This is a genomic window from Bradyrhizobium sp. 2TAF24 (assembly GCF_052115025.1).
GTDB lineage: Bacteria > Pseudomonadota > Alphaproteobacteria > Rhizobiales > Xanthobacteraceae > Bradyrhizobium_A.
Window position 1 is genome coordinate 134973 of sequence record NZ_JBFRFW010000013.1, and the last position, 21398, is coordinate 156370.

Below are 21398 nucleotides of genomic sequence, written 5' to 3' on the forward strand. Positions count from 1 at the left end.
CCATGTCGGGGCATCGTTCACGCGGCAGAGCCGTTCAATCCTGCCATGCCGCACGCAGCTTGGCCGCCGTCGCGGGGCGGGGTATGAACACGCACGCCATCCTGGCGCATCTGGTGATCCGGTGGAAACGAGCATGTCGCGGGACGTCCTGTCATGGCGGGCGGAGCATGCCTGCCTCAATGCCTGGCCGGCGCTGTCTACCGTGCTGCATGACGGCTGGCTGGTGCGCTTCGCCGACGGTCTGACGCGGCGCGCCAATTCCGCCAACCCGCTGCATGCCGGCGCGCGCATGGATGGCGCGACCATCCAGTTCTTCGAGAACCTGTTCCGCAACCAGGACCTGCCGCTGATCGTGCGCGTGCCGTCGATGCTCGATCCCTCCGTCGATCGTCATCTCGCCGAGCTCGGTTACATCGCCGAGGGCGAGAGCCGCACGATTTTCGGCGAGATGGCGGCGATGGTGGTGCAGCCGGACACGGCCGTGCGGATCCAGGCCGAGGCCGACGACGACTGGCTCGACATGATCCACGACCTGCAGGGCCGCACGCCGGCGCAGAGCGAGATCTATGAGGACATCATCGGCGCGATCGCGCTGCCGGCTGGCTTCGCCACGCTGAGCGACGAGGGCGAGGTGGTGGCGATGGCCTACGGCGTCATTGACGGCGACATGCTGTGCTGCGAATCCGTCGTCACCGCGGCGGGCCGTCGCGGCAACGGCTACGGCCGCCGCGTGATGTCGGCGCTGCTCGACTGGGCGGCGTCGCAGGGCGCGCAGAGCGCCTGCCTGCAGGTCGAGGCCGGCAACAGCGCCGGTGCAGCGCTCTATCGCAGCCTCGGCATGCACACCGAGCTGCACCGCTATCACTATCGCCGGCTGCCGCGCGCGTGATCGCAGGCGTCGACAGGTAGCGCCAAATTGAGCGCGATGGATTGCGCGACCTTGGGTTGTTGAATCCGCGTCGGCATGTGGCTGTGCGTTTGCCCTCGCATGGGAAGTGAGACTCTCAATCAATGCAATCGCGGCCGGCCCTCGTTTACAAAGTGTAAACGGAGCGATAAGGCTCGCTTCAATGCGTTGGTCGATGACTTGCTGCGATGCGGCTGTCCTGACTTAAGTCCCTCATTGGACGAAAGCGAGAATGCTTGGGTTAAGGGCCGTCGGTTTCGGAATTGCAGCTGTGGTGTCGATGTCGGGGGCGGCCTTTGCCCAGACCGCGTCGCAAATCGTGCCTCCCAGTTTTCGGCCCAGCCTCGCGCGTCCGGGCGGCTTCACGTTGCCGGGCACGCCGGGACTGGATGCGCCTGCGGGCGCCGAGACGCTCTTCGTCAGACTGTCGGGCGTTCATGTCGTTGGCGGTCTGCCGCAACTGGCCGCGGCGACGGCCACCCTCGAGGCGCGGCTTGCCGGCCGCAAGGTGTCGGGTGCGGAGATCTTCGCGGCCGCGCGCGAGCTCGAGGCGGCCTATGCTGCCGCCGGCTATGTGCTGGCGCGCGTGGTGCTGCCGCCGCAGCAGCTGGTCAATGGCGCGCGCGTGCGGCTGGTGGTGGTGGACGGCTTCATCGAGCGCATCGAGACCAAAGGCGTGCCCGAACCGGTGCGCCGGCGCATCGAGGCGCTGGTCGGCCCGCTGACGGGACGCCGCGGGCTGACCCTTGCGGAGATCGAGCGCCGCGTGCTGCTGGCCGGCGATACGCCCGGCGTGCTCCTGCGCTCGACCTTGCAGGCGGGCACGGCCGAGGGCGCCACCGTGCTGGTCATCGATGCGACGTATCAGGCTGTCAGCGAAACCCTCACCGTCGACAACACGCTCTCGAAGGCGCTCGGGCGCACCACGCTTGGTGTCGGCCTCGACCTCAACAGCGTCGCGGGCCTTGGTGAGCTGACCTACCTGCGCGCCAGCGGCCATCCGAACGGCGGCGACAACGGCTGGTTCGACCGCTATCCGCGCAACCGTTCGCTGGCCGCGGGCGTGGTGGTGCCGCTGTGGATCGAAGGCCTGACCTTCAACGCCGAATTCACCGATGCGCGGACGACGCCGCAGGCGGTCGCCGGCGTGCAGACCACCGACACCTTCGATCGGTTGTCGCTGCGGCTGCGTTATGCCTGGCTGCGCGGACGCAGCGCCAATTTCAACAGCGAACTGGCGTTCGATGCGCAGAATGAAACCCAGAGCCTGTTCGTCGGCGGCGTGCCGGTGCCGCTGTCGGAAGACCGGTTGCGCATCGTGCGGTTCGCCCATGACGGCGACGTGCTGACACCCTGGGGCGCAACGGTCTCCGGCCGCGCCACCTTTTCGTTCGGCATCGATGGCCTCGGCGCGCGCAGCGCCGCGGCGGCGACGCCGCTGCTGCCGCTGTCGCGGCAGGGCGCGGACGCCTCGTTCCAGAAGTTCGATGTCGCGCTCGGCTACTCCCAGGCGGTGATCGAGCATCTGGCGCTCAATGTCTCGGCACGGGCGCAGACCTCATTCAACACGCCGCTGCTGCGCAGCGAGCAGATCGGCATCGCCAACACGACCGGGCTGTCGGCGTTCGATGCCGGATCGGTGGTCGGTGACCAGGGCTATGTGGTGCGCGGCGAGCTGTCGTCGCCGTGGACGCTGCCGCTGCCGACCAGCGCGCTCGGCGTCGTCGTCGCGCCTTATGTCTTCGCCGCCTATGGCGAGGTGTCGCTGCAGAACCCGACGGTGCTGGAGGCTGCCGCGACCCGGGCGACATCCTATGGCGGCGGCCTGCGGATCGGCGGCGCCGCGCCGGGCACGCTCGCCAACGGTTCGCTGTCGCTGGAGTACGGCCGGGCGTCGCGCAGCGATGGCCTCCCCGGAGGCGACCGCTTCACGGTGGTTTCTGCGTTCAGGTTCTAGCGGGGCTCGGTGGACAACATGACACGAGGTCATCACATGCGCGCGGCCCTGCTGCTGGCGACGACGGAGCTGGTCAGCCCGGTGCTGTTCGGCACGGCGTCGGCGCAGTCGCTGCCGACCGGCGGCGCGGTCGCCGCCGGCACCGTCGCCATCGGCCAGCCTTCGGCCAATCAGCTCACGGTGACGCAGTCGAGTCAGAGCGCGGTGGTGAACTGGCAGGGCTTTTCGGTCGGCACCGGCAATGCGGTGAACTTCGTGCAGCCGAACAGCTCGTCGGCGATCCTCAACCGCGTCACCGGCGCCACGCCGTCCACCATCGCCGGCGCGATCAACGCCAACGGCCAGGTCTATCTCGTCAATCCCAACGGCATCGCCATCACCAACTCCGGCACGGTGAACACCGGCGGCGGCTTTGTCGCGTCGACGCTCGGCATCTCCGACAGCGACTTCATGGCCGGCAAGCGCAGCTTCACCGGCAGCGGCGCGTCGGCGGCGGTCAGCAATGCCGGCACCATCACGGTCGGCCACGGCGGCTATGCCGCCCTGATCGGCGGCACCGTCTCCAACAGCGGCCTGATCAGCGTGCCGCTCGGCAGGGCGGCGCTCGGCTCCGGCGAGCAGGCGGCGCTGGATTTCTCCGGCGACGGCTTTTTGCAGGTCGCGGTGCCGACGGCGACCGGCGGCAAGGGCGCGCTGGTCAGAAATTCCGGGACGATCGCCGCCGACGGCGGCAGCGTCATTCTCAGCGCGGCGACGGCGCGCGAGGCGGCGCGCAACGCCATCAACATCTCCGGCGTCGTGCAGGCGCGTTCGATCGGCGGGCGCTCCGGCTCGATCATCATCGGCGGTGGCGAGGGGGGCGTGGTCAAGATCTCCGGGCGGCTCGCGACGACCTCGCAGCGGCACAGCGGCGGCGCGATCACGGTCACCGGGCAGTCGATCCGCCTCAAGCACGCCACCATCGATGCGTCGGGCGCGACCGGCGGCGGCACGGTCAGGATCGGTGGCGACATGCATGGCGCGGGCCCGCTGCCGCAGGCGCAGTCCGTCACCATGGATGCCGCGACCACGATCCGGGCCGATGCCACCCAGGCCGGCGATGGCGGCCAGGTGACGCTGTGGTCCACCGGCACCACACGCGTGTTCGGCCTGATCAGCGCCATGGGCGGGCCGGGCGGCGGTCATGGCGGCACCGTCGAAACGTCGGGGCATGTCGTCGATTTCACCGGCATCCGCGTCAACACCTCGGCGCCGGCGGGCGCGACCGGCCTGTGGCTGGTGGACCCCATCGACCTCACGATCGACGGCGCCGCCGCCGCGACCATCAACAGCAATCTCGCCTCCAGCAATGTCATGCTGCAGACGACGGCGACCACGGCATCGGGGCCGGGCTCCCAGACCAGTGGCCTCGGCGACATCTACGTCAATGCGCCGATCAGCTGGAGCACGGCGAACACGCTGACACTGTCGGCGTACAACAGCATCAACATCGTCTCCTCGATCACCGCCAGCGGCAATGGCGGCCTGATCCTCACCACCAGCAACCATGTCGGCGGCGCCAACGCGGCCGGCGCGCTGAATTTCTACGGCGGCAATGTCCAGCTGCTGGGAAACAGTGCGGCGCTGACCATCAACGGCACGTCGTATACCCTGATCCGGACCGTGGCCCAGCTCGTCGCGGTCAACGGCAATCTGTCGGGCAACTATGCGCTCGCCAAGTCGCTCGACCTCGGCGGCACGACGTATACCGATGGCGTGATCGCGGGGGCTGCCGCCGGTGCTGGATTTACCGGGACCTTCAATGGTCTTGGCAACACCATCAGCAATCTGACGATCAACTCGACCGGGTCGAGCGTGGTTGGTTTGTTCGGGACGGTTGGCAATGGCTCGACCAATAATTCGGCCGGCACCGTGGCGAATCTCGGCCTGATCGGCGGCTCCGTGACCGGTTCGGCGCCAGGCGCTACGGTCGGCGCGCTCGCCGGCACCAATACGGGCACGATCATCAACGCCTATGCGACCACCGCGGTGACGGGCGGAGCCGGCGCCATGGTCGGGGGACTGGTCGGCTATAACTGGGGTGCGATCAGCAACGCTCACGCCGGCGGGACGGTCATCGACACGATGACCGGCACCTGGGTCGGCGGCCTGGTCGGCTACAACGACGGCTATACGGGGGGTGGTGGCACCGGCACGATTACAAATGCCTATGCCACGGGCATGGTCTCCGGCGGTGGCGGCACCGGTGGAATCGGAACCGGCAGCGGCGCTGGCAGCGACACCGGCGGCCTTGTCGGCATCAACCAGGGCACGATCACCAATGCCTACGCGACTGGCGCGGTGAGCGCAGGCGCGGGCAGCTATTTCGGTGGTCTTGTCGGAGAGAACAACTTTTCCGGTGGCGTCGGAACGGTCAGCTACGGCTACTGGGACTCGACGACCTCAGGCATCAGCGCGGTCGGCCATGGCGCCGGAACGGCAATGACCACGGCGGCGCTGCAGAACGGATCGTTGCCGTCGGGGTTCGGCAGTGCGTGGTCCGCGATGTCCGGGCGCTACCCCATCCTCGGGCCGGCGGTTCTGACGATCAACTTCCTGTCGCAGACCGCGACCTACGGCACGGCCTATTCGCTCCAGCAGACCTCGGCGGCCTATACCGAAACGCTGAATGGCGTTGCGCTCACGGGGGGCAGCTTTATCAACCTGACCGGATTGTCGCTCATCGCCGCCGGCACCGGCAGCGTGTCGGGGACGACCGCATCGACCAACGCCGGCAGCTATACGATCTCCGGTACCGGAGCCAGCGCCTCGGGTTTCATCATCAGCTACGGCACGACGCCGGCCACCCTGACGGTCAATCCGCTGGCGGTGACGCTCACGGGCACGCAGGCCTACAATGGCAGCACCAGCATCGCGGCGGGCAGCCTCACGGTGTCCAACAGGGTCGGCTCCGACACGGTCGGCCTCAGCGGCTCGGCGTCGGTCGCATCCGCCAATGTCAGCGCCGGCGCGCAGACGCTCAACCTGGCGGGCCTGTCGCTGAGCAACAGCAACTACACGCTAACCGGCGCGTCGGGTACGGCGACCATCACGCCGCTGGCGGTGACGCTGACGGGATCGAAGGTCTATGACGGCACCGCGACGGTGACGACCGCCGGTCTTACGGCGTCCAACAAGGTCGGCGCCGACAATATCGGCCTGACCGGCACCGCAACGGTGGCGTCCGCCAATGTCAGCGCCGGCACGCAGACACTCAACCTCGCAGGCCTGTCGCTGAGCAATACCAACTACACGCTGAGCGGGGCGTCGGGCAGCTTCACCATCAATCCGCTGGCGGTGACGCTGAGCGGATCGAAGGTCTATGACGGCGGCACGTCCGTGGCCGCGGGCGGTCTGACGCTGGCCAACGGCATCGGGGGCGCAACCGCCACCTCGATCGGCCTGTCGGGATCGGGGGCAGTTGCTTCGGCCAATGTCAGCGCCGGCGCGCAGACGCTCGCGACCACGGGCTTTGCGGTGACTGACAGCAACTACACGGTGACCGGTGGCTCCGGCACCGTGACCATCACGCCGCTGGCCGTGACGCTGACGGGCTCGCGCAGCTATGACGGCACGACCACGGTGACCGCGGCCAGCCTTGCGGCTTCCAACAAGGTCGGGACCGATAACATCGGGCTCACCGGCAGCGGTGCGGTGGCATCGGCCAATGTCAGCGCGGGCACGCAGACGCTGAACCTCGCCGGCCTGTCGCTGGGCAATACCAACTACACGCTGAGCGGGGCGTCCGGCAGCTTCACCATCCATCCGCTGGCGGTGACGCTGACGGGATCGAAGGTCTATGACGGCGGCACGTCGGTCGCGGCAAGCGGCCTGACGCTGACCAACGGCGTCGCGGGCGCAACGGCGACCTCGATCGGCCTGTCGGGATCGGGCTCGCTTGCATCGGCCAATGTCAGCGCCGGCGCACAGACGCTCGCGACCACGGGCTTTTCGGTGACCGACAGCAACTACACGGTGACCGGCGGCTCCGGCACGGTGAGCATCACGCCGCTGGCGGTGACGCTGACCGGTTCGCGCAGCTATGACGGCACCACCACGGTGACCGCCAGCAGCCTGACGGTTTCGAACAGGATCGGGACCGACAACATCGGGCTCACCGGCAGCGGCGCGGTGACGTCGGCGAATGTCAGCGCGGGGACGCAGACGCTGAACCTCGCCGGCCTGTCGCTGGGCAATACCAACTACACGCTGAGCGGGGCGTCCGGCAGCTTCACCATCCATCCGCTGGCGGTGACGCTGACGGGATCGAAGGTCTATGACGGCGGCACGGCGTTCGCGGCAAGCGGACTGACGCTGACCAACGGCGTCGCCGGCGCAACGGCGACCTCGATCGGTCTGTCCGGATCGGGGGCGGTGGCCTCCGCCAATGTCAGCGCCGGTGCGCAGACGCTCATCACCACCGGTCTGTCGGTGACCGACGGCAACTACACGGTGACCGGCGGCTCCGGCACGGTGAGCATTACGCCGCTGGCGGTGACGCTGACCGGTTCACGCAGCTATGATGGCACCGCCACGGTGACCGCCAGCAGCTTGACGGCTTCGAACAGGATCGGGACCGACAACATCGGGCTCTCCGGCAGTGGCGCGGTGGCCTCGGCCAATGTCAGCGCTGGCACGCAGACGCTGAATCTTGCCGGCCTGTCGCTGAGCAATACCAACTACACGCTGAGCGGGGCGTCCGGCAGCTTCACCATCAATCCGCTGGCGGTGACGCTGACGGGATCGAAGATTTATGACGGCGGCACGGCATTCGCGGCAAGCGGCCTGACGCTGACCAACGGCGTCGCGGGCGCAACCGCGACCTCGATCGGCCTGTCCGGATCGGGTTCGGTGGCATCGGCCAATGTCAGTGCCGGCGCGCAGACCCTTATCACCACCAGCCTGTCGGTGACCGACAGCAACTTCACGGTGACCGGCGGCTCCGGCACGGCGAGCATCACGCCGCTGGCGGTGACGCTGGCCGGCTCGCGCAGCTATGATGGCACCACCGCGGTGGCCGCAAGCAGCCTCTCGGCGTCCAACAGGATCGGCTCGGACAACATCGGTCTGAGTGGCAGCGCCTCGGTGACTTCGGCGAACGTCAGCGCCGGCACGCAGACGCTGAACCTCGCCGGCCTGTCGCTCGGCAATACCAACTATACGCTGAGCGGGGCGTCCGGCAGCTTCACCATCAATCCCCTGGCGGTGACGCTGACGGGATCCAAGGTCTATGACGGCGGTACGGCGGTCGCAGCAAACGGCCTGACGCTGACCAATGGCGTCGCGGGCGCGACGGCGGCGTCCATCGGCCTTGGCGGGACCGGTTCCGTGGCGTCCGCCAATGTCAGCGCGGGGACGCAGGCGCTGAACCTCGCGGGCCTGTCGCTCGGCAATACCAACTACACGCTGAGCGGGGCGTCCGGCAGCTTCACCATCAATCCCCTGGCGGTGACGTTGACGGGATCGAAGGTCTACGACGGCCGCACCGCAGTGGCGGCGAGCGGCCTGACGCTGACCAATGGCCTGGCGGGCGCGACGGCGGCGTCCATCGGCCTCAGCGGAGCGGGCTCGGTGGCGTCGCCGAACGTGAGCGCGGGCCTCCAGGCGCTGAACACCGCGGGCCTCTCGGTGGCCGACAGCAACTATACGGTTGTCGGCGGAACCGGCACCGCGAGGGTGTTGCCGGCGCCGGTCGTCGTCACCGCGCTCGGGGGGACCTCGGTGTTCGGAACCTCGCCGGCGAACCCCGGGCTTTCCGCGAGTGGCCTGCAGAACGGCGAAAGCATCGCGGTGCTGACAGGACTGACCAACTCGTTCGATATCAACAGCACCTCGAGCGTCGCCGGCAGCCCGTATGTGCTGAACGTCGTGGGTGTGTCGAGCAATCCGAACTACACCATCGTCGCCCGCAACGCGGGACTGTGGACAGTGACCGCGCCGACGAATTCGGACGCTTCCACGCTGGCGAGCACCTTCGTACGTGAGACGTTCGATATCGCTGCGGCGGGCGGTGGCCGGCCGGAGCCGGCAACTGTGGACGTCGTCTCGTCCGGCACCGGCGTGGTCTTCGAAGATCGCCGGTTCGACCATGTCGTGGTCTGCTTTCCCGGTGCGGGCACATGCGGCGTCGTCAACCCGCGCCAGCCCTGAAAGGTGAGGGCCGTCCGGCATGGCGACAGCGGCCAGCCGCGCCACTGATCGCGGTGGTGCCCGGCGTCACGGCTTGCCTCGCTGCAGCGCGTTGAGATCGCGCACCACGCGGAAGCCGTAGGGGCCGGCGCCGGAATCGGCGCGCGAGTCATTGCGGGCGCCCGAGCGCATGATGTTGGCTGACCAGCCCCATTCGCCGCCGCGCACCATGCGCCGGGAGCAGTCGCCCTCCAGCCACGGCGCGCCGTCGGCGGGCGTATCCTCGGTATAGCGCTTGTTATAGCAGTCCTGCGTCCACTCGTAGACGTTGCCGTGGACCTGATAGAGCCCGAACGGATTGGGCGCGTAGGAATCCACGGGCCTGGGTCCCTTGCTGCGTTCGCCGCGCGGGCCGCCTGCATAGGGGATCGAGGCGTCGTAGTTGGCGTCCTGCGGACCGACCGTCTTGCCGAACCAGAACGGCGTCGTGGTGCCGGCACGGGTGACATACTCGCGTTCGGATTCGCTGGGCAGGCGATAGGTCCGCCCGGTCTTCTTCGACAGCCACGCGAGATAGGCCTGTGCGTCGGTGTAGCTGAGGCCGTGCGCGGGCATGCGGCCGCGGCCAAAACCGTGATCGTCGCCGCGCCGGCCGTTGCAGCCGCCGTCTGCGAGGCATGCGTCCCATTCGTCGAACGAGATCGCGAAGCGCCCGACCGCGAAGGATCTTGTGAGCGTGACGCGGTGAACGGGATCCTCGCCCTTGTTGCGGTCGACTTCGTTCGCCGGCGTGCCCATCATGAAGCTGCCTTTGGGCACGACCACCATCTCCGGGCACTCCGGACATTCCTTGAAGCTGTCCTTCGGCCTCAGCGTCGCCTCGACCTCTGCCGACAACGGTGTCGTACCCCAGGGCTGGATCTGGCGCGGCGGCGCGGCGGGCGGTTTCGCTGCAGTCTCCGTGGACGAATGCGCGGGCGTGCGATGGGGCTTCGCCCTGGCCGCAACGGTGGGCGCGCTGGCCACGACGGCCAGGAGCGCGAGGGCGCCCATGGTTGCGATCCGTTGTCCGATCATGTGCCGACCTCTGCTGCCGTGGGCTTCGCGCGCTCCTTGTGTCGCGACGGCCTGGCGGCGGGTTCGATCGGGCTGCGCCTCGCGGCAGGTCGCGACGGACTGTCGCAGTGACACCGATCGCGACAGGCAGCGTGCGAGGGGAGGTGCGGCAGGCCGATCCACGTTCGCGTCGGCGTGATGAAGAGGCGCGTCCGCACGCGTTGCGGACGGCGCGACCACGCGGCGAACTGTGTGCGTTTTCAGGTCATCCCGTGACGGAATCTGGCCGGCCAGTGCGGCGCGCGTTCACCGGCCGAACCTGTCAGCGATGCTGATTTTCAAGCGCGGCACATGGCGCAATTGTCGCACGGGCCAAATGCCGCGATAACGACTTTCGTGCTTCCGTCGCGCTCTGCGCGCGCGGGGGGCCGATCCCACATTTCGAAAATGTTCAAGGGCCATGGATGCATCATGACACCCCGTTGATGTCGACGATTGTCGTCGGTCTCGTGCTCGCTTTCGCGCTCGGCACGCTTGCGCAGCGCTTCCGGATTTCTCCGCTGGTCGGCTACCTGCTGGCCGGCGTGATCATGGGGCCGTTCACCCCCGGCTATGTCGCCGACCAGAACCTCGCCAACGAGCTTGCCGAGATCGGCATCATTCTCCTGATGTTCGGCGTTGGCCTGCATTTTTCCTTAAAAGACCTGCTGTCGGTCCGCGCCATTGCCATCCCCGGCGCCATTGCCCAGATCGCCGTCGCCACCTTGCTCGGCATGGGCCTGTCGTACGCGCTGGGCTGGTCGATCGGCGCCGGCCTCGTGTTCGGCCTCGCGCTGTCGGTGGCGAGCACGGTGGTGCTGCTGCGCGCGCTGCAGGAGCGCCGCCTCGTCGATACCGAGCGCGGCCGCATCGCCGTCGGCTGGCTGATCGTCGAGGACATCGCGATGGTGCTGACGCTGGTGCTGCTGCCGGCGCTGGCCGGCATCCTCAAGGGCGAGGCCGCCGCAGCCAGCCTGTCGGCGCTGGCGTGGCCGCTCGCGGTGACGCTCGGCAAGGTCGCCGCCTTCGTGGTGTTCATGCTGGTGGTCGGCCGCCGCGTCATTCCGTGGATGCTGCACTATGTGGCGCACACCGGCTCGCGTGAGCTGTTTCGTCTGGCGGTGTTCGCGATCTCGCTGGGCGTGGCGTTCGGCGCTGCCGTGCTGTTCGACGTGTCGTTCGCGCTCGGCGCGTTCTTCGCCGGCATGATCTTAAGCGAGTCCGAACTGAGCCATCGCGCGGCGCAGGAGACGCTGCCGCTGCGCGATGCCTTCGCGGTGCTGTTCTTCGTCTCGGTCGGCATGCTGGTCGATCCGGCGATCGCGGTGCGCGATCCGCTCCAGCTCATCGCCACCGTGCTGATCATTATCATCGGCAAGTCGGCGGCGGCGTTCGTCATCGTGCGTCTGTTCGGCCACCCGACGTCAACCGCGCTGACGATTTCGGCAAGCCTTGCCCAGATCGGCGAGTTCTCGTTCATCCTCGCCGGCCTCGGCGTCAGCCTCGCGCTGCTGCCGGCGGAAGGCCGCGATCTCGTGCTGGCGGGTTCGATCGTCTCGATCCTGCTCAATCCGGTGTGCTTCGCGGTGCTCGACCGCGTGCTGGCGCGCGAGGCGGCGAAGACGCCGGCGCCGCAGCCGGCCGTCGCCAAGCCCGAAGCGCCGCGCGATCCGCTGCCGGTCAGCGCCCTCAGCGATCATGTCGTGCTGGTCGGGCACGGTCGCGTCGGCCGTGCGGTCGGCACGGCGCTGCGCAGCGCGGGGACGCCGATGCTGGTGATCGAGGATGCGCCCGGCGCGGTCGAGCGGCTGCGCAGCGAGGGCATCGAGGTCATCACCGGCAATGCGGCCGCGAGCGGCATGCTGGAGGCGGCCAATGTCGCGGCGTCGCGCGCCCTGCTGGTCGCGATCCCCAACGCCTTCGAGGGCGGCCAGATCGTCGCCAAGGCGCGGGCGCTCGCGCCGCAGCTGCGGATCATTGCGCGCGCCCATTCGGAGGAGGAGATCGCCCATCTCACCCATCACGGCGCCAACTCGGTGATCATGGGCGAGCTGGAGATCGCCAAGGCGATGATCACTGAGGTCGCGAATGCGGCGCGCGTGCCGGGGTCGGCGGCAACAGCGGATGCGCCGGACACACCGCCCGCGGCATCACCGGCGACATCGGCCGTCGGGGCTTCGGCCGCTGGTGCATCGGCGGCGTAGCCGCAGCGGCGGTCAGGCGGTCCCGAGCCACCCGAACGCGCGGCGCAGGAACGCGCGGGCGTCGTGCTCCACCGGCGTGCCGTGCGCCATCAGCACCTTGTCGGCGGGCCAGGCGAGAATGCGCGCCAGCGCCACGCGGGCGCGCCGGCGGTTCGTGAACGCCAGGCGAAACTTGCGCGGCACCGCTGGCTCAGGTCCTGCCATGAGGTCGAGCCGCGCGACAACCTTCCGCCAGCCGGAGAGCAGCCCGGCGGGAATCTGCTGCAGCAGGTCGGTGACCAGCACCGTGCCGCTTGCGCGGTGGAAGAACACCACCTCGGTGGTGATGACGTTGCCCTCCATCATCGCCTGATCGATCTCGTTGGCCCAGTCGGGAGGCGGCGTGTCGCCGAGATCGGCATCGAACGCGAGATCGCCGCGCTTGTTGCGAAGGCCGGGCGGAGCGTAGAGCCGCGCGTTGGGATAGGCCGCGTTCCATTCGGCGAGAAACAGGTGATGGAGCGAATTGGGCGCGACGATGTGCCTGATGTCGCCGAGGGCATCGACCTCTGCCTGCACGTCATCCGCCAGGCGGACCGGCGACCACACGAACAGCGCGCCGCTGTCGAGGCGGATCACCGCCATCCGTGTCGGATAATGAAAGCCGGCGACCGCGACCTCCGCGCCATCCGCGATCCAGATGTCGCGGCCGAACTGCTTCAACATCGTCGGTCCCCAACGTGCGCGCCGTGCCGAAGGCTGATGGACCGTGGGCTCCAGTGCAACCGCTTTATCGGCGACGGCCGGCTATGCGGTATCGGGGTGCGTCGTCATCTCCAGCGCGCGCTGTTTCACGATGGCAGCGATCCGTTCGCCGAACGCCTTGTCGGGCACGGCGCGGGCGAGGGTGACGCCGCCGGTGAGCAGGGCGAGGAGGGCGATGGCGTCATCGCTGCGCTGCGTCTCGGCGCCGGCGAGGCCGTCAGCCACTTCGGCGATCAGGCGCTTCAGCTCGGCCTCATACGTGGCGCGGGTGTCGACATCGGCGCGGATCACGTCCGGCGACAGGCTCGGCAGCGCGCAGCTCTCGCCGAGGTCGCAGGTGCGCTTGGCGCCCAGATAAATGTCGACGAAGTTTTTCAGCCAGCTAGGTCCACCGTCTGCTTTCAGCTGGCCGACCGCGAGCCGCAGGTCTTCGAGCCCGCTCGCCACCGCGGCGCGGAACGCTTCGCTCTTGGAGCGGAAGTGGCCGTAGAACGCGCCGTTGGTGACGCCGGCCGCCCTGGTCAGGCCGTCGATGCCGGAGCCGCCATAGCCTTCCTTTCGGAACAGCTGCCCGGCGGCGGTCAGGATGCTGGCCCGGGTTTTCTGCTTGTGCTCGCTGCTGTAACGCATGGCCTCAACAATAAGGAGCAATCACTCCCTTTTGCTTGATTGGAGAGTGATCGGTGTCTATTAATAGAGAGTGGTCGTTATCTATATAACCCGGCCGCGAGCAGATACAATTATGGAGGATATTCATGCCGATCACGCTGACCGTACCCGAGGGGCTGCTGTCCGCGGATGCCGAGGCTGCGGTCTTTGCCGTCCTGACCGATGCGCTGCTGACGGTTGTCGGCCTGCACCTGATCGGCGCGGTCCAGCGCACCGCGGCGTCGTAACCTCCGAAGCGACCCGCGGAGACCGTGATGCAGCTCGCCAACTACCTGTTCTTCACCACTGCCTGCGAGCCGGCGCTGGCCTTCTATACGGCCTGCGGGCTCGGTCGCGTCACCGAGCTGGTGCGTCATGGCGAGGGCGGCCTGCCGGTGCATGACGACGCCATGCGCGGCAAGGTCGTGCATGCGCGGTTCGAAGGGCCGGGCGTGCTGTTCTACGCCTCCGACAACCACGACGCCGAACCGATGCGGGGCTCGGCGCATTTTCTGACCCTGGACGACCGCGACGACATGGCGCGGCTGTTCGCGCGTCTCGCGGAGGGCGGCACGGTCACGACGCCGCTCGGCACGCAGCCATGGGGCTTCTACGGCAAGCTGACCGATCGCTTCGGCGTGCAGTGGATGCTCAACTGCCCGGGATGATCGCAAGACAAAGCCCCGGCGCGATGGCCGCGCCGGGGCTTGATGTTCCGGACAACGAGAAGGCTTACGCCTTCGCCAGCGCGGTGGTCAGGTTGTCGGCGACCTTGTCGAGGAAGCCGGTGGTCGACAGCCAGCGCTGCTCGGCGCCGACCAGCAGCGCGAGGTCCTTGGTCATGTAGCCGGCCTCGACGGTGTCGACGCAGACCTTTTCCAGGGTCTTGGCGAAGGTCGCGAGCGCATCGTTGTTGTCGAGCTTGGCGCGATGGGACAGGCCGCGCGTCCAGGCGAAGATCGAGGCGATGGAGTTGGTCGAGGTCTCCTTGCCCTTCTGGTGCTCGCGGTAGTGGCGGGTCACGGTGCCGTGGGCGGCTTCCGCTTCCACGGTCTGGCCATCTGGCGTCATCAGCACCGAGGTCATCAGGCCGAGCGAGCCGTAGCCCTGCGCCACGGTGTCGGACTGCACGTCGCCGTCGTAGTTCTTGCAGGCCCAGACATAGCCGCCGGACCACTTCAGCGCCGAGGCCACCATGTCGTCGATCAGGCGGTGCTCGTAGGTCAGGCCCTTGGCGTCGAACTGCGCCTTGAACTCGGCGTCGAAGATCTCCTGGAAGATGTCCTTGAAGCGGCCGTCATAGACCTTGAGGATGGTGTTCTTGGTCGAGAGGTAGACCGGGTAGTTGCGGGCGAGGCCGTAGTTGAACGACGCCCGGGCGAAGTCCTTGATGGACTCGTCGAGGTTGTACATGCCCATGGCGACGCCGGCGCCCGGCGACTTGAACACCTCGCGCTCGATCACAGTGCCGTCCTCGCCGACGAACTTCATCGTCAGCGTGCCCTTGCCCGGGAACTTGATGTCGGTGGCGCGGTACTGGTCGCCATAGGCGTGGCGGCCGATGATGATCGGCTTGGTCCAGCCCGGCACCAGGCGCGGCACGTTCTTGCAGATGATCGGCTCGCGGAAGATCACGCCGCCGAGGATGTTGCGGATGGTGCCGTTCGGCGACTTCCACATCTCCTTGAGATTGAACTCCTTCACCCGCGCTTCGTCCGGGGTGATGGTGGCGCACTTGACGCCGACGCCGACCTTCTTGATGGCGTTGGCCGCGTCGATCGTCACCTGGTCGTTGGTGGCGTCGCGGTGCTCCATGCCCAGGTCGAAATACATCAGGTTCACATCCAGGAACGGCAGGATGAGCTTGTCCTTGATGGACTGCCAGATGATCCGGGTCATCTCGTCGCCATCGAGTTCGACGACGGGGTTGGTCACCTTGATTTTCGCCATGGGAGATCGGGCCTTCTTTTGGTAGGGCATTGGGCGGGACTAGAGCGGGTGGGGTCCGCCCGGATCGCAGGCCGCCATCCCGCGGCGCGGCGGGCGCGCCCCGAAGACATCAGCGGCCGGGCGGTCGCCCGCCACGGGGCGGAGCGGAGCCGATCCAGACCCCGGTCATCACGCTCTAGAGTCTACGGCGCGCCTATAGCACCCCAACCCCGCGGGCGGAAGCGCGCAGGATAGGCAGCTGCGGCTCGTTTCTGCAGCTCAGAACACCGCCTGGGTCGCCGTTCCCGCCACCACATACCAGGTCACCACCAGCGCGCAGATCAGGGCGCCGGGCAGGCTGGACCCCGTCCGCCGAAAGGTGTGGGCGGCGACCACGCCGACGGCCGCCAGCAGCGGAACGAACTGGATGGCGACGATGGTCGCCAGCGGCACGAAGCCGGGGTCCGGCAACGGGTTGAACAGCTTTCCGGTCAGCCACAGCGTGCCGTATTGCAGGACGACAAGAATGATGAAGCCGCTCGACAGCGCGAACGCCAGCGTTGCCGCATGCCGCACGCAGCCGATCCCCGGCCGGCTGAAATTGCGGTGCAGGACATGCAGCGCGACCATGAAGAACACCAGGAACGGCGGCAGGTAGATCAGGAACATCAGCCATTGCTTGCCGCTCATCAGTTTCAGCCCCACCACCCAGAAGCGGAAGTCGATCTTGAAGGCGAGGTCGGCGATCACGAGTGCGAGATAGCCGATCGCGACGGTGCCGAGCGCGATCAGGATGGTCGGAACCAGCAGCCCTGTGCGGTGCGGCCGCCGGGGGGCGAAGCGCATCAGGGCGAGCGTGATCACGGCGTTGACCAGCGCCCAGACGACGATCTGGTTGGTGACGCCCTGGGGCCACAGCGGCGATGGCTTGACCACCGTGCCGCCGAGCGCGAGCGCGGGATAGTAGGTCAGCACCGGGATCAGCGCCGACAGCCAGAACGCGGTCCACCAGCGCCCGTTCGACGGCGGCGGCTCGTCGGCTGGCACCGCGCCGGCCGGTGCGGCAAGGGGCGCGAAGCCGGGCATGGCGATGAGGGCGTCGAACGCGCCGAGCAGCAGCGCGACAAAGCCGAGCAGCGCGATCAGCGTGCCGATCTCCTTGCGCAGCCAGATCTGGTCGCTCGCCGGGCGCGGTGTGCCGCCCTGCAACGTCCTTGCGAACCAGTCGAGGCTATGGCCGATCGCCTCGTGCGAGATGTGCTCGGCCGGGTGGGTCATCGCCGGGGTGTAGAGCACCCGCGCCGAGCCCTTGGCGATGTCGCCATAGACCTTGCCGGGCTCGACCGGCGCATCGCTGCCGAAGAACGCCTGCAGCTTGGGGCTCTGCGTCACGTCCTTGGCGCGGTCGACGCCCCACATCAGGGTGGAGAATTCCTCGTACTGCGCGAACACCAGCGCGACATTGCGCGGCCACTGCGGCGTGCCTTCCTGGGCGAACGGCGCGCCGGTGGACGAGCCCTCCAGCACCATCGCCTTGTAGTCCTCCGGCATCGCCGCCGCGGCGGCGAGCACGGTCCAGCCGCCCATCGAGTGGCCTTCGAGGCCGATATTGGCCTTGTCGACGAACGGCAGGCTGCGCAGGTAGGCGAGGCCGTCGGGGCCGCCGAAGCCATTGGCGAAGGCGGGCGGGTCGCTGTAGCCGTGGCCGGTCTGGTCGAGCGCCACCACCACATAGCCGCGGCGGGCGAACTCGATGGCGAAGCCGTCCTGGGTCTCGCGGGAGTTGATGTAGCCGTGCACGGCGAGGATGCCCGGGGCGGGTGTCTGCGCGCTGGCGCCCGGCGGGATGTAGACGAGGGCGCTCATGGTGTTGCCCTTGGCGCCCTTGAAGCGGACATCCTCGATGCGGATGCCGCCCGCGGTCTGGGTCAGGTGGGCGATCAGCCCGCCGATGACGATCAACGCCACGCCGGCAATCAGCCAGGTCCATCTGCGGCCCATTTTGTGGCCCATGTTCGCCCCCGTCCCCAGAGCAGGCCGGCACCGGCCTGCGGTTTTCGTTTTTCGATTGGTTCCGAGCCTAACCGAAAGATTCGCGCAGGCAATGGCGTTCTCAACCGCCCGTTGAAGTTCTGCCGGAGATTCAACAGATGTCCCCAAGTGGCAGGGATGGGCTTGAGAAATCCAACAAAAAGCGCAATCGAGACGGCCTGAAACACCCCATTCCTCAGAACCGCAGGATGTGAGCCGGAATGTCGGCAGCCGACACCCCCCAAAGCGCCCCCCAGGCCGCCGACCGCACCGGTCCCGTCGTCATTCTGGTCGAGCCGCAGCTCGGTGAGAACATCGGCATGGCGGCCCGTGCCATGGGCAATTTCGGCCTCAGCCGGCTGCGCCTCGTCAAGCCGCGCGACGGCTGGCCGAGCGTGCCGGCGACGCGGGCCGCGGCGGGCGCCGATCACATCATCGATCATGTCGAGCTCTACGACACCGTCGAGGCGGCGATCGCCGACCTCAACCTGGTGTTCGCCACCACCGCCCGCGCCCATGACCAGGCCAAGCCCGTGGTCGGGCCGGAGGCGGCGGCGCGGGAGGTCATTGGCCATGTCGCCGCCGGCGGCGGCGCCGGCATCATGTTCGGCCGCGAGCGTTATGGCCTGCTGGCCGAGGAGGTCGCGCTCGCCGACCGCATCATCACCTTTCCGGTCAACCCGGCGTTCGCCTCGCTCAACCTCGCCCAGGCGGTGCTGCTGGTCGGCTACGAATGGTTCAAGCAGTCGGGCGGCGCCGTGCAGCGCGGCATGCCCGAGCACAGCCCGCGCGCCGGCAAGGAGCAGCTCGGCGCCTTCTTCGACAATCTCGTCGCCGAGCTCGACAAGGTCGAGTTCCTGCGGCCGCCGGAGAAGCGCGGCACCATGCTGGTGAACCTGCGCAACATCTTCACCCGCATGGAGCCGACCACCCAGGACATCCACACCCTGCACGGCGTCATCCTCTCCATCGCCGAAGGCCGCAAGGGTCCCGCCAGGGGCGGCGTGCTGGACGGCAGCCAGGCGACGCGGCTGCGCGCGCTGATCGCCGAGCAGAGCGGCAAGGCCTCCGACGACGGCGGCTCGCTGCGCGGGCTGGCGCGGCTGCTGCGCCGCAATCCCACCGACGCCGAGCGGCTGTTGTGGAACGCGCTACGCTCCGACCGTCGCTTCGCCGGCCACTTCAAGCGCCAGACGCCGGTCGGGCGTCACATTCCCGACTTCGTGTCGTTTCCCCGCCGCCTCGTCATTGAGATCGTCAACGCTGATGATCTGCCGGCGATCGCCGCCGAACGCGAGGCGCGAAAGATCTGGCTCGGCGAACGCGACTACCGCGTCATGCATGTCGCCGCCGCTGACATCGAGACCGATCTCGAGGCGGTGCTGGTGCGTCTCGCTGCGGACGAGCAGGGTTAACGCATCCTGAATCACGCGGCCGGGACACCGCGCGCCGCGTTCGCATCGCTGTAAAGATAAAGATGTGTGACCAGGGTTCTCCTCACCCCATCGATGAAGAGAGAGCCCTGATGACCCGACGCGCGGTGCTGGCGACCGCAGGCAGCGACGCCCGGCCTCTGTCGCCGGACGTCGCCGTGGCCGTGACGATCAGGCGGCGCGCTCGATGGCGATCGGCGTCGGCGGCACCGCATCGCGCACGTCGATGGCGCGCGGCAGCAGGCCGAAGCGGTGGAAGATGTCGGCGGCGCGCTGCTGCTCGGCGATGAAGGCGTCGTCGACCGGCTTGAGGCCCCACGGGCGCTTGATGATGTGGGCCTGCCACTCTTCCGCGGTCAGCGGTCCGCGCGCTGCGGCGACGAGATGCGCGGCGGCTTCCGCCGGATGGGCGGCGATCCAGCGATCGACGGCATCGAGCGCGGCGGCGATCGCCGCCAGCACATCGGGACGGCGCTCGGCGAGATCGCGGTGGGCGAAGAACACCGACGGATTGGACACGAGGTCCTGCGTGTTGGCCAGCACGCGCAACTGATCGGCGCCGTCCTTCAGCGCACCGCCGGACACCCACGCGTCGATGTCGCCGGCGAGCAGCGCGGCGCGCGCCTCGGTTTCGGTGAGGTCGAGCGGCACGATGTCTTTCCAGGTCAGGCCGGCGCGGTCGAGCGCGGTGGCGAGCAGCGCCTGCAGCCATGAACCGACGCCGAGCGCGATGCGGCGGCCGGCGAGATCGGCGATCGCCTGTGCCTTGCTGTCGTGGCGGACATAGATGCCGCCGACCGGACGCGCCGCGGAGGTCGCGAGATAGACCAGCGGCAGGCCGCGTGCCTGCGCCGAGATCGGCGGCGTCGAGCCGGTGCCGCCGACCTGGATGATGTTGGCGCCGACGAGATCCACCGTGCGCGCGCCCGCAGCGATGTGATGCCATTCCACGCTGATGCCAAGCGGTGAAAGTTTCTTCTCCAGTTCGCCGGTGCGGCTCGCGACAAGCAGCGTCGGGTTGTTGGCGTGCACGCCGATGCGAAGCGTTTCAGACATCGAGACTTTCCTGATTGTCGGCGGAGGCCTTGCGTCGCCGCCGGAAAAAGATAGTCATGACACTATTTTTTCGCATCGAAATTGTCTACCGGGTTGGTAGTCTTTCGTTGCGTGACATCAGGAGATCTCATGACGGCAGCGGCTTTGAATGTGGAAAACGGCGGCGCGGGAAAATCCATCTCTTTGACAGAGCTTTGGTACACGCGTTGTCCTGTGCCGACCGCCTCCGGCATTGCACTTGATCTCGGCTGGCTCGGCGAGGAGTTCGCGCGCTCGGGGATCGCGCTGTCGTCGATCCGCGATTCCGACGATCCGCGGGTGCAGATCGCCCATTTCAGCCACACCTTGCCGGGGCTGTTCCGCGAGGGCGGCAACATTCCGGCGATCTGGGCGAAGTCCGAGGGGCGCGACACGGTGGTGGTGGCGCTGACCTGGGTCGACGAGTTCCAGGCGATCCTGGTGCGCGAGGATTCTCCCATCCGCACGCTCGCCGATCTCAAGGGACGTACCATCGGTGTGCCGCGTCAGGATGGGGAACGTATCGACTTCGCCCGTGCGATGTCGTTGCGCGGCATCGTCACCGCGCTCGATCTCGGCGGGCTGACGCTCGCCGATGTCGCGCTGCATGACATCACCAGCGAGCAGCCGGCGTTCTCCGGCGCCAATGTTGCCAATGGCCGCTTCTATGAGCGCGAGGCGCGGGCGCTCGCCGACGGCAATGTCGATGCGGTCTACGCCAAGGGGGCGCCCGGGCTCGGCTCGGCGCGCGACCGTGGCTTTCGCGTGCTGGTCGATCTCGGCCGGCATGCCGATCCGCTGGTGCGGGTCAACAACGGCAATCCACGTCCGGTGACGGTCGATCGCCGCACCGCCGAGGAGCGGCCCGATCTCGTCGCGCGCTATCTCGCGACGCTGATCCGCGCCGCCGACTGGGCGGCGCAGCACCCGGACGAGGTGTTCGCCATCATCGGCAAGGAGGTCGGCCGCACCAGCGAGGAGGCGCGCGCCGCATACGGTGAACTCGCGCACCGCAACTTCGGCCTCGACCTGTCGCCGCTGCGCCGCGACGGCCTCGCGCGCCAGAAGGACTTTTTGCTGCGCCACGGCTTCATCACCCACGATTTCGACGTCGCCGCCTGGATCGACCCGCGGCCGCTGCCCCTCGCGCTGGCGCTGGTCGCTGGCGAAGCGCCGGCGCGCGCGACGGCCTGACCGCAAGGAGCTTT

At 68.1% G+C, this 21398-nt stretch carries 13 protein-coding genes and 1 pseudogene; 8 read left to right on the forward strand and 6 right to left on the reverse strand.

What is annotated here, in order from left to right; genetic code table 11:
• Window positions 1-133 precede the first annotated feature (133 nt).
• The 3 genes from AB4Z37_RS20610 (at window position 134) to AB4Z37_RS20620 (ending at window position 9053) form a co-directional block, all read left to right on the forward strand.
• A complete protein-coding gene (locus AB4Z37_RS20610; protein WP_441518614.1) occupies window positions 134-889 on the forward strand; it encodes a GNAT family N-acetyltransferase in 756 nt (251 codons plus the stop codon).
• Between the two features lie 337 nt (window positions 890-1226).
• Complete coding sequence (locus tag AB4Z37_RS20615; RefSeq protein WP_441518615.1) at window positions 1227-2864, forward strand: ShlB/FhaC/HecB family hemolysin secretion/activation protein; 1638 nt, start codon at window positions 1227-1229, stop codon at window positions 2862-2864.
• Between the two features lie 36 nt (window positions 2865-2900).
• Entirely contained in the window at window positions 2901-9053 is a 6153-nt protein-coding gene (locus AB4Z37_RS20620) for a YDG domain-containing protein (protein ID WP_441518616.1), read from the forward strand.
• A 66-nt stretch (window positions 9054-9119) separates the two neighbouring features.
• Here AB4Z37_RS20620 and AB4Z37_RS20625 read toward each other — a convergent pair whose 3' ends face one another.
• Window positions 9120-10109, reverse strand: a complete 990-nt coding sequence (locus AB4Z37_RS20625) for a formylglycine-generating enzyme family protein (RefSeq protein ID WP_441518617.1) — start codon at window positions 10107-10109, stop codon at window positions 9120-9122.
• A gap of 443 nt (window positions 10110-10552) precedes the next feature.
• Here AB4Z37_RS20625 and ybaL point away from each other — a divergent pair, with 443 nt between their 5' ends.
• Window positions 10553-12331: a YbaL family putative K(+) efflux transporter gene (gene ybaL, locus AB4Z37_RS20630; protein WP_441518618.1), complete on the forward strand. Its 1779-nt coding sequence runs from the start codon at window positions 10553-10555 to the stop codon at window positions 12329-12331.
• A gap of 12 nt (window positions 12332-12343) precedes the next feature.
• On the opposite strand, the gene AB4Z37_RS20635 is transcribed toward ybaL, so the two are convergent.
• Window positions 12344-13036 carry a DUF4336 domain-containing protein gene (locus AB4Z37_RS20635; protein ID WP_441518619.1) on the reverse strand — a complete coding sequence of 231 codons (693 nt, stop codon included), beginning with the start codon at window positions 13034-13036 and terminating at the stop codon, window positions 12344-12346.
• An 81-nt stretch (window positions 13037-13117) separates the two neighbouring features.
• The gene (locus AB4Z37_RS20640) at window positions 13118-13705 is read right to left on the reverse strand and encodes a TetR/AcrR family transcriptional regulator (RefSeq protein WP_441518620.1); all 588 of its coding nucleotides are present in this window, start codon (window positions 13703-13705) and stop codon (window positions 13118-13120) included.
• A 125-nt stretch (window positions 13706-13830) separates the two neighbouring features.
• Here AB4Z37_RS20640 and AB4Z37_RS20645 point away from each other — a divergent pair.
• Together AB4Z37_RS20645 and AB4Z37_RS20650 are read left to right on the forward strand one after the other, a co-directional pair.
• Window positions 13831-13932, forward strand: a pseudogene (locus AB4Z37_RS20645) (Tautomerase enzyme); the annotation flags it as partial.
• Window positions 13933-13998: 66 nt separating this feature from the next.
• Entirely contained in the window at window positions 13999-14391 is a 393-nt protein-coding gene (locus AB4Z37_RS20650; protein ID WP_441518621.1) for a VOC family protein, read from the forward strand.
• Window positions 14392-14455: 64 nt separating this feature from the next.
• Here AB4Z37_RS20650 and AB4Z37_RS20655 read toward each other — a convergent pair whose 3' ends face one another.
• Complete coding sequence (locus tag AB4Z37_RS20655; protein ID WP_441518622.1) at window positions 14456-15673, reverse strand: NADP-dependent isocitrate dehydrogenase; 1218 nt, start codon at window positions 15671-15673, stop codon at window positions 14456-14458.
• Between the two features lie 258 nt (window positions 15674-15931).
• Window positions 15932-17665, reverse strand: a complete 1734-nt coding sequence (locus AB4Z37_RS20660; RefSeq protein WP_441518623.1) for an alpha/beta hydrolase family protein — start codon at window positions 17663-17665, stop codon at window positions 15932-15934.
• 239 nt (window positions 17666-17904) lie between these two features.
• Here AB4Z37_RS20660 and AB4Z37_RS20665 point away from each other — a divergent pair, with 239 nt between their 5' ends.
• Window positions 17905-19098 carry a TrmJ/YjtD family RNA methyltransferase gene (locus AB4Z37_RS20665; RefSeq protein ID WP_441518624.1) on the forward strand — a complete coding sequence of 398 codons (1194 nt, stop codon included), beginning with the start codon at window positions 17905-17907 and terminating at the stop codon, window positions 19096-19098.
• A gap of 189 nt (window positions 19099-19287) precedes the next feature.
• Here the strand turns inward: AB4Z37_RS20665 and AB4Z37_RS20670 are convergent, their stop codons facing one another.
• A complete protein-coding gene (locus AB4Z37_RS20670) occupies window positions 19288-20172 on the reverse strand; it encodes an ABC transporter substrate-binding protein (protein ID WP_441518625.1) in 885 nt (294 codons plus the stop codon).
• Between the two features lie 213 nt (window positions 20173-20385).
• On the opposite strand from AB4Z37_RS20670, the gene AB4Z37_RS20675 reads away from it, so the two are divergent.
• Entirely contained in the window at window positions 20386-21384 is a 999-nt protein-coding gene (locus tag AB4Z37_RS20675) for an ABC transporter substrate-binding protein (protein ID WP_441518626.1), read from the forward strand.
• Window positions 21385-21398: the final 14 nt, after the last annotated feature.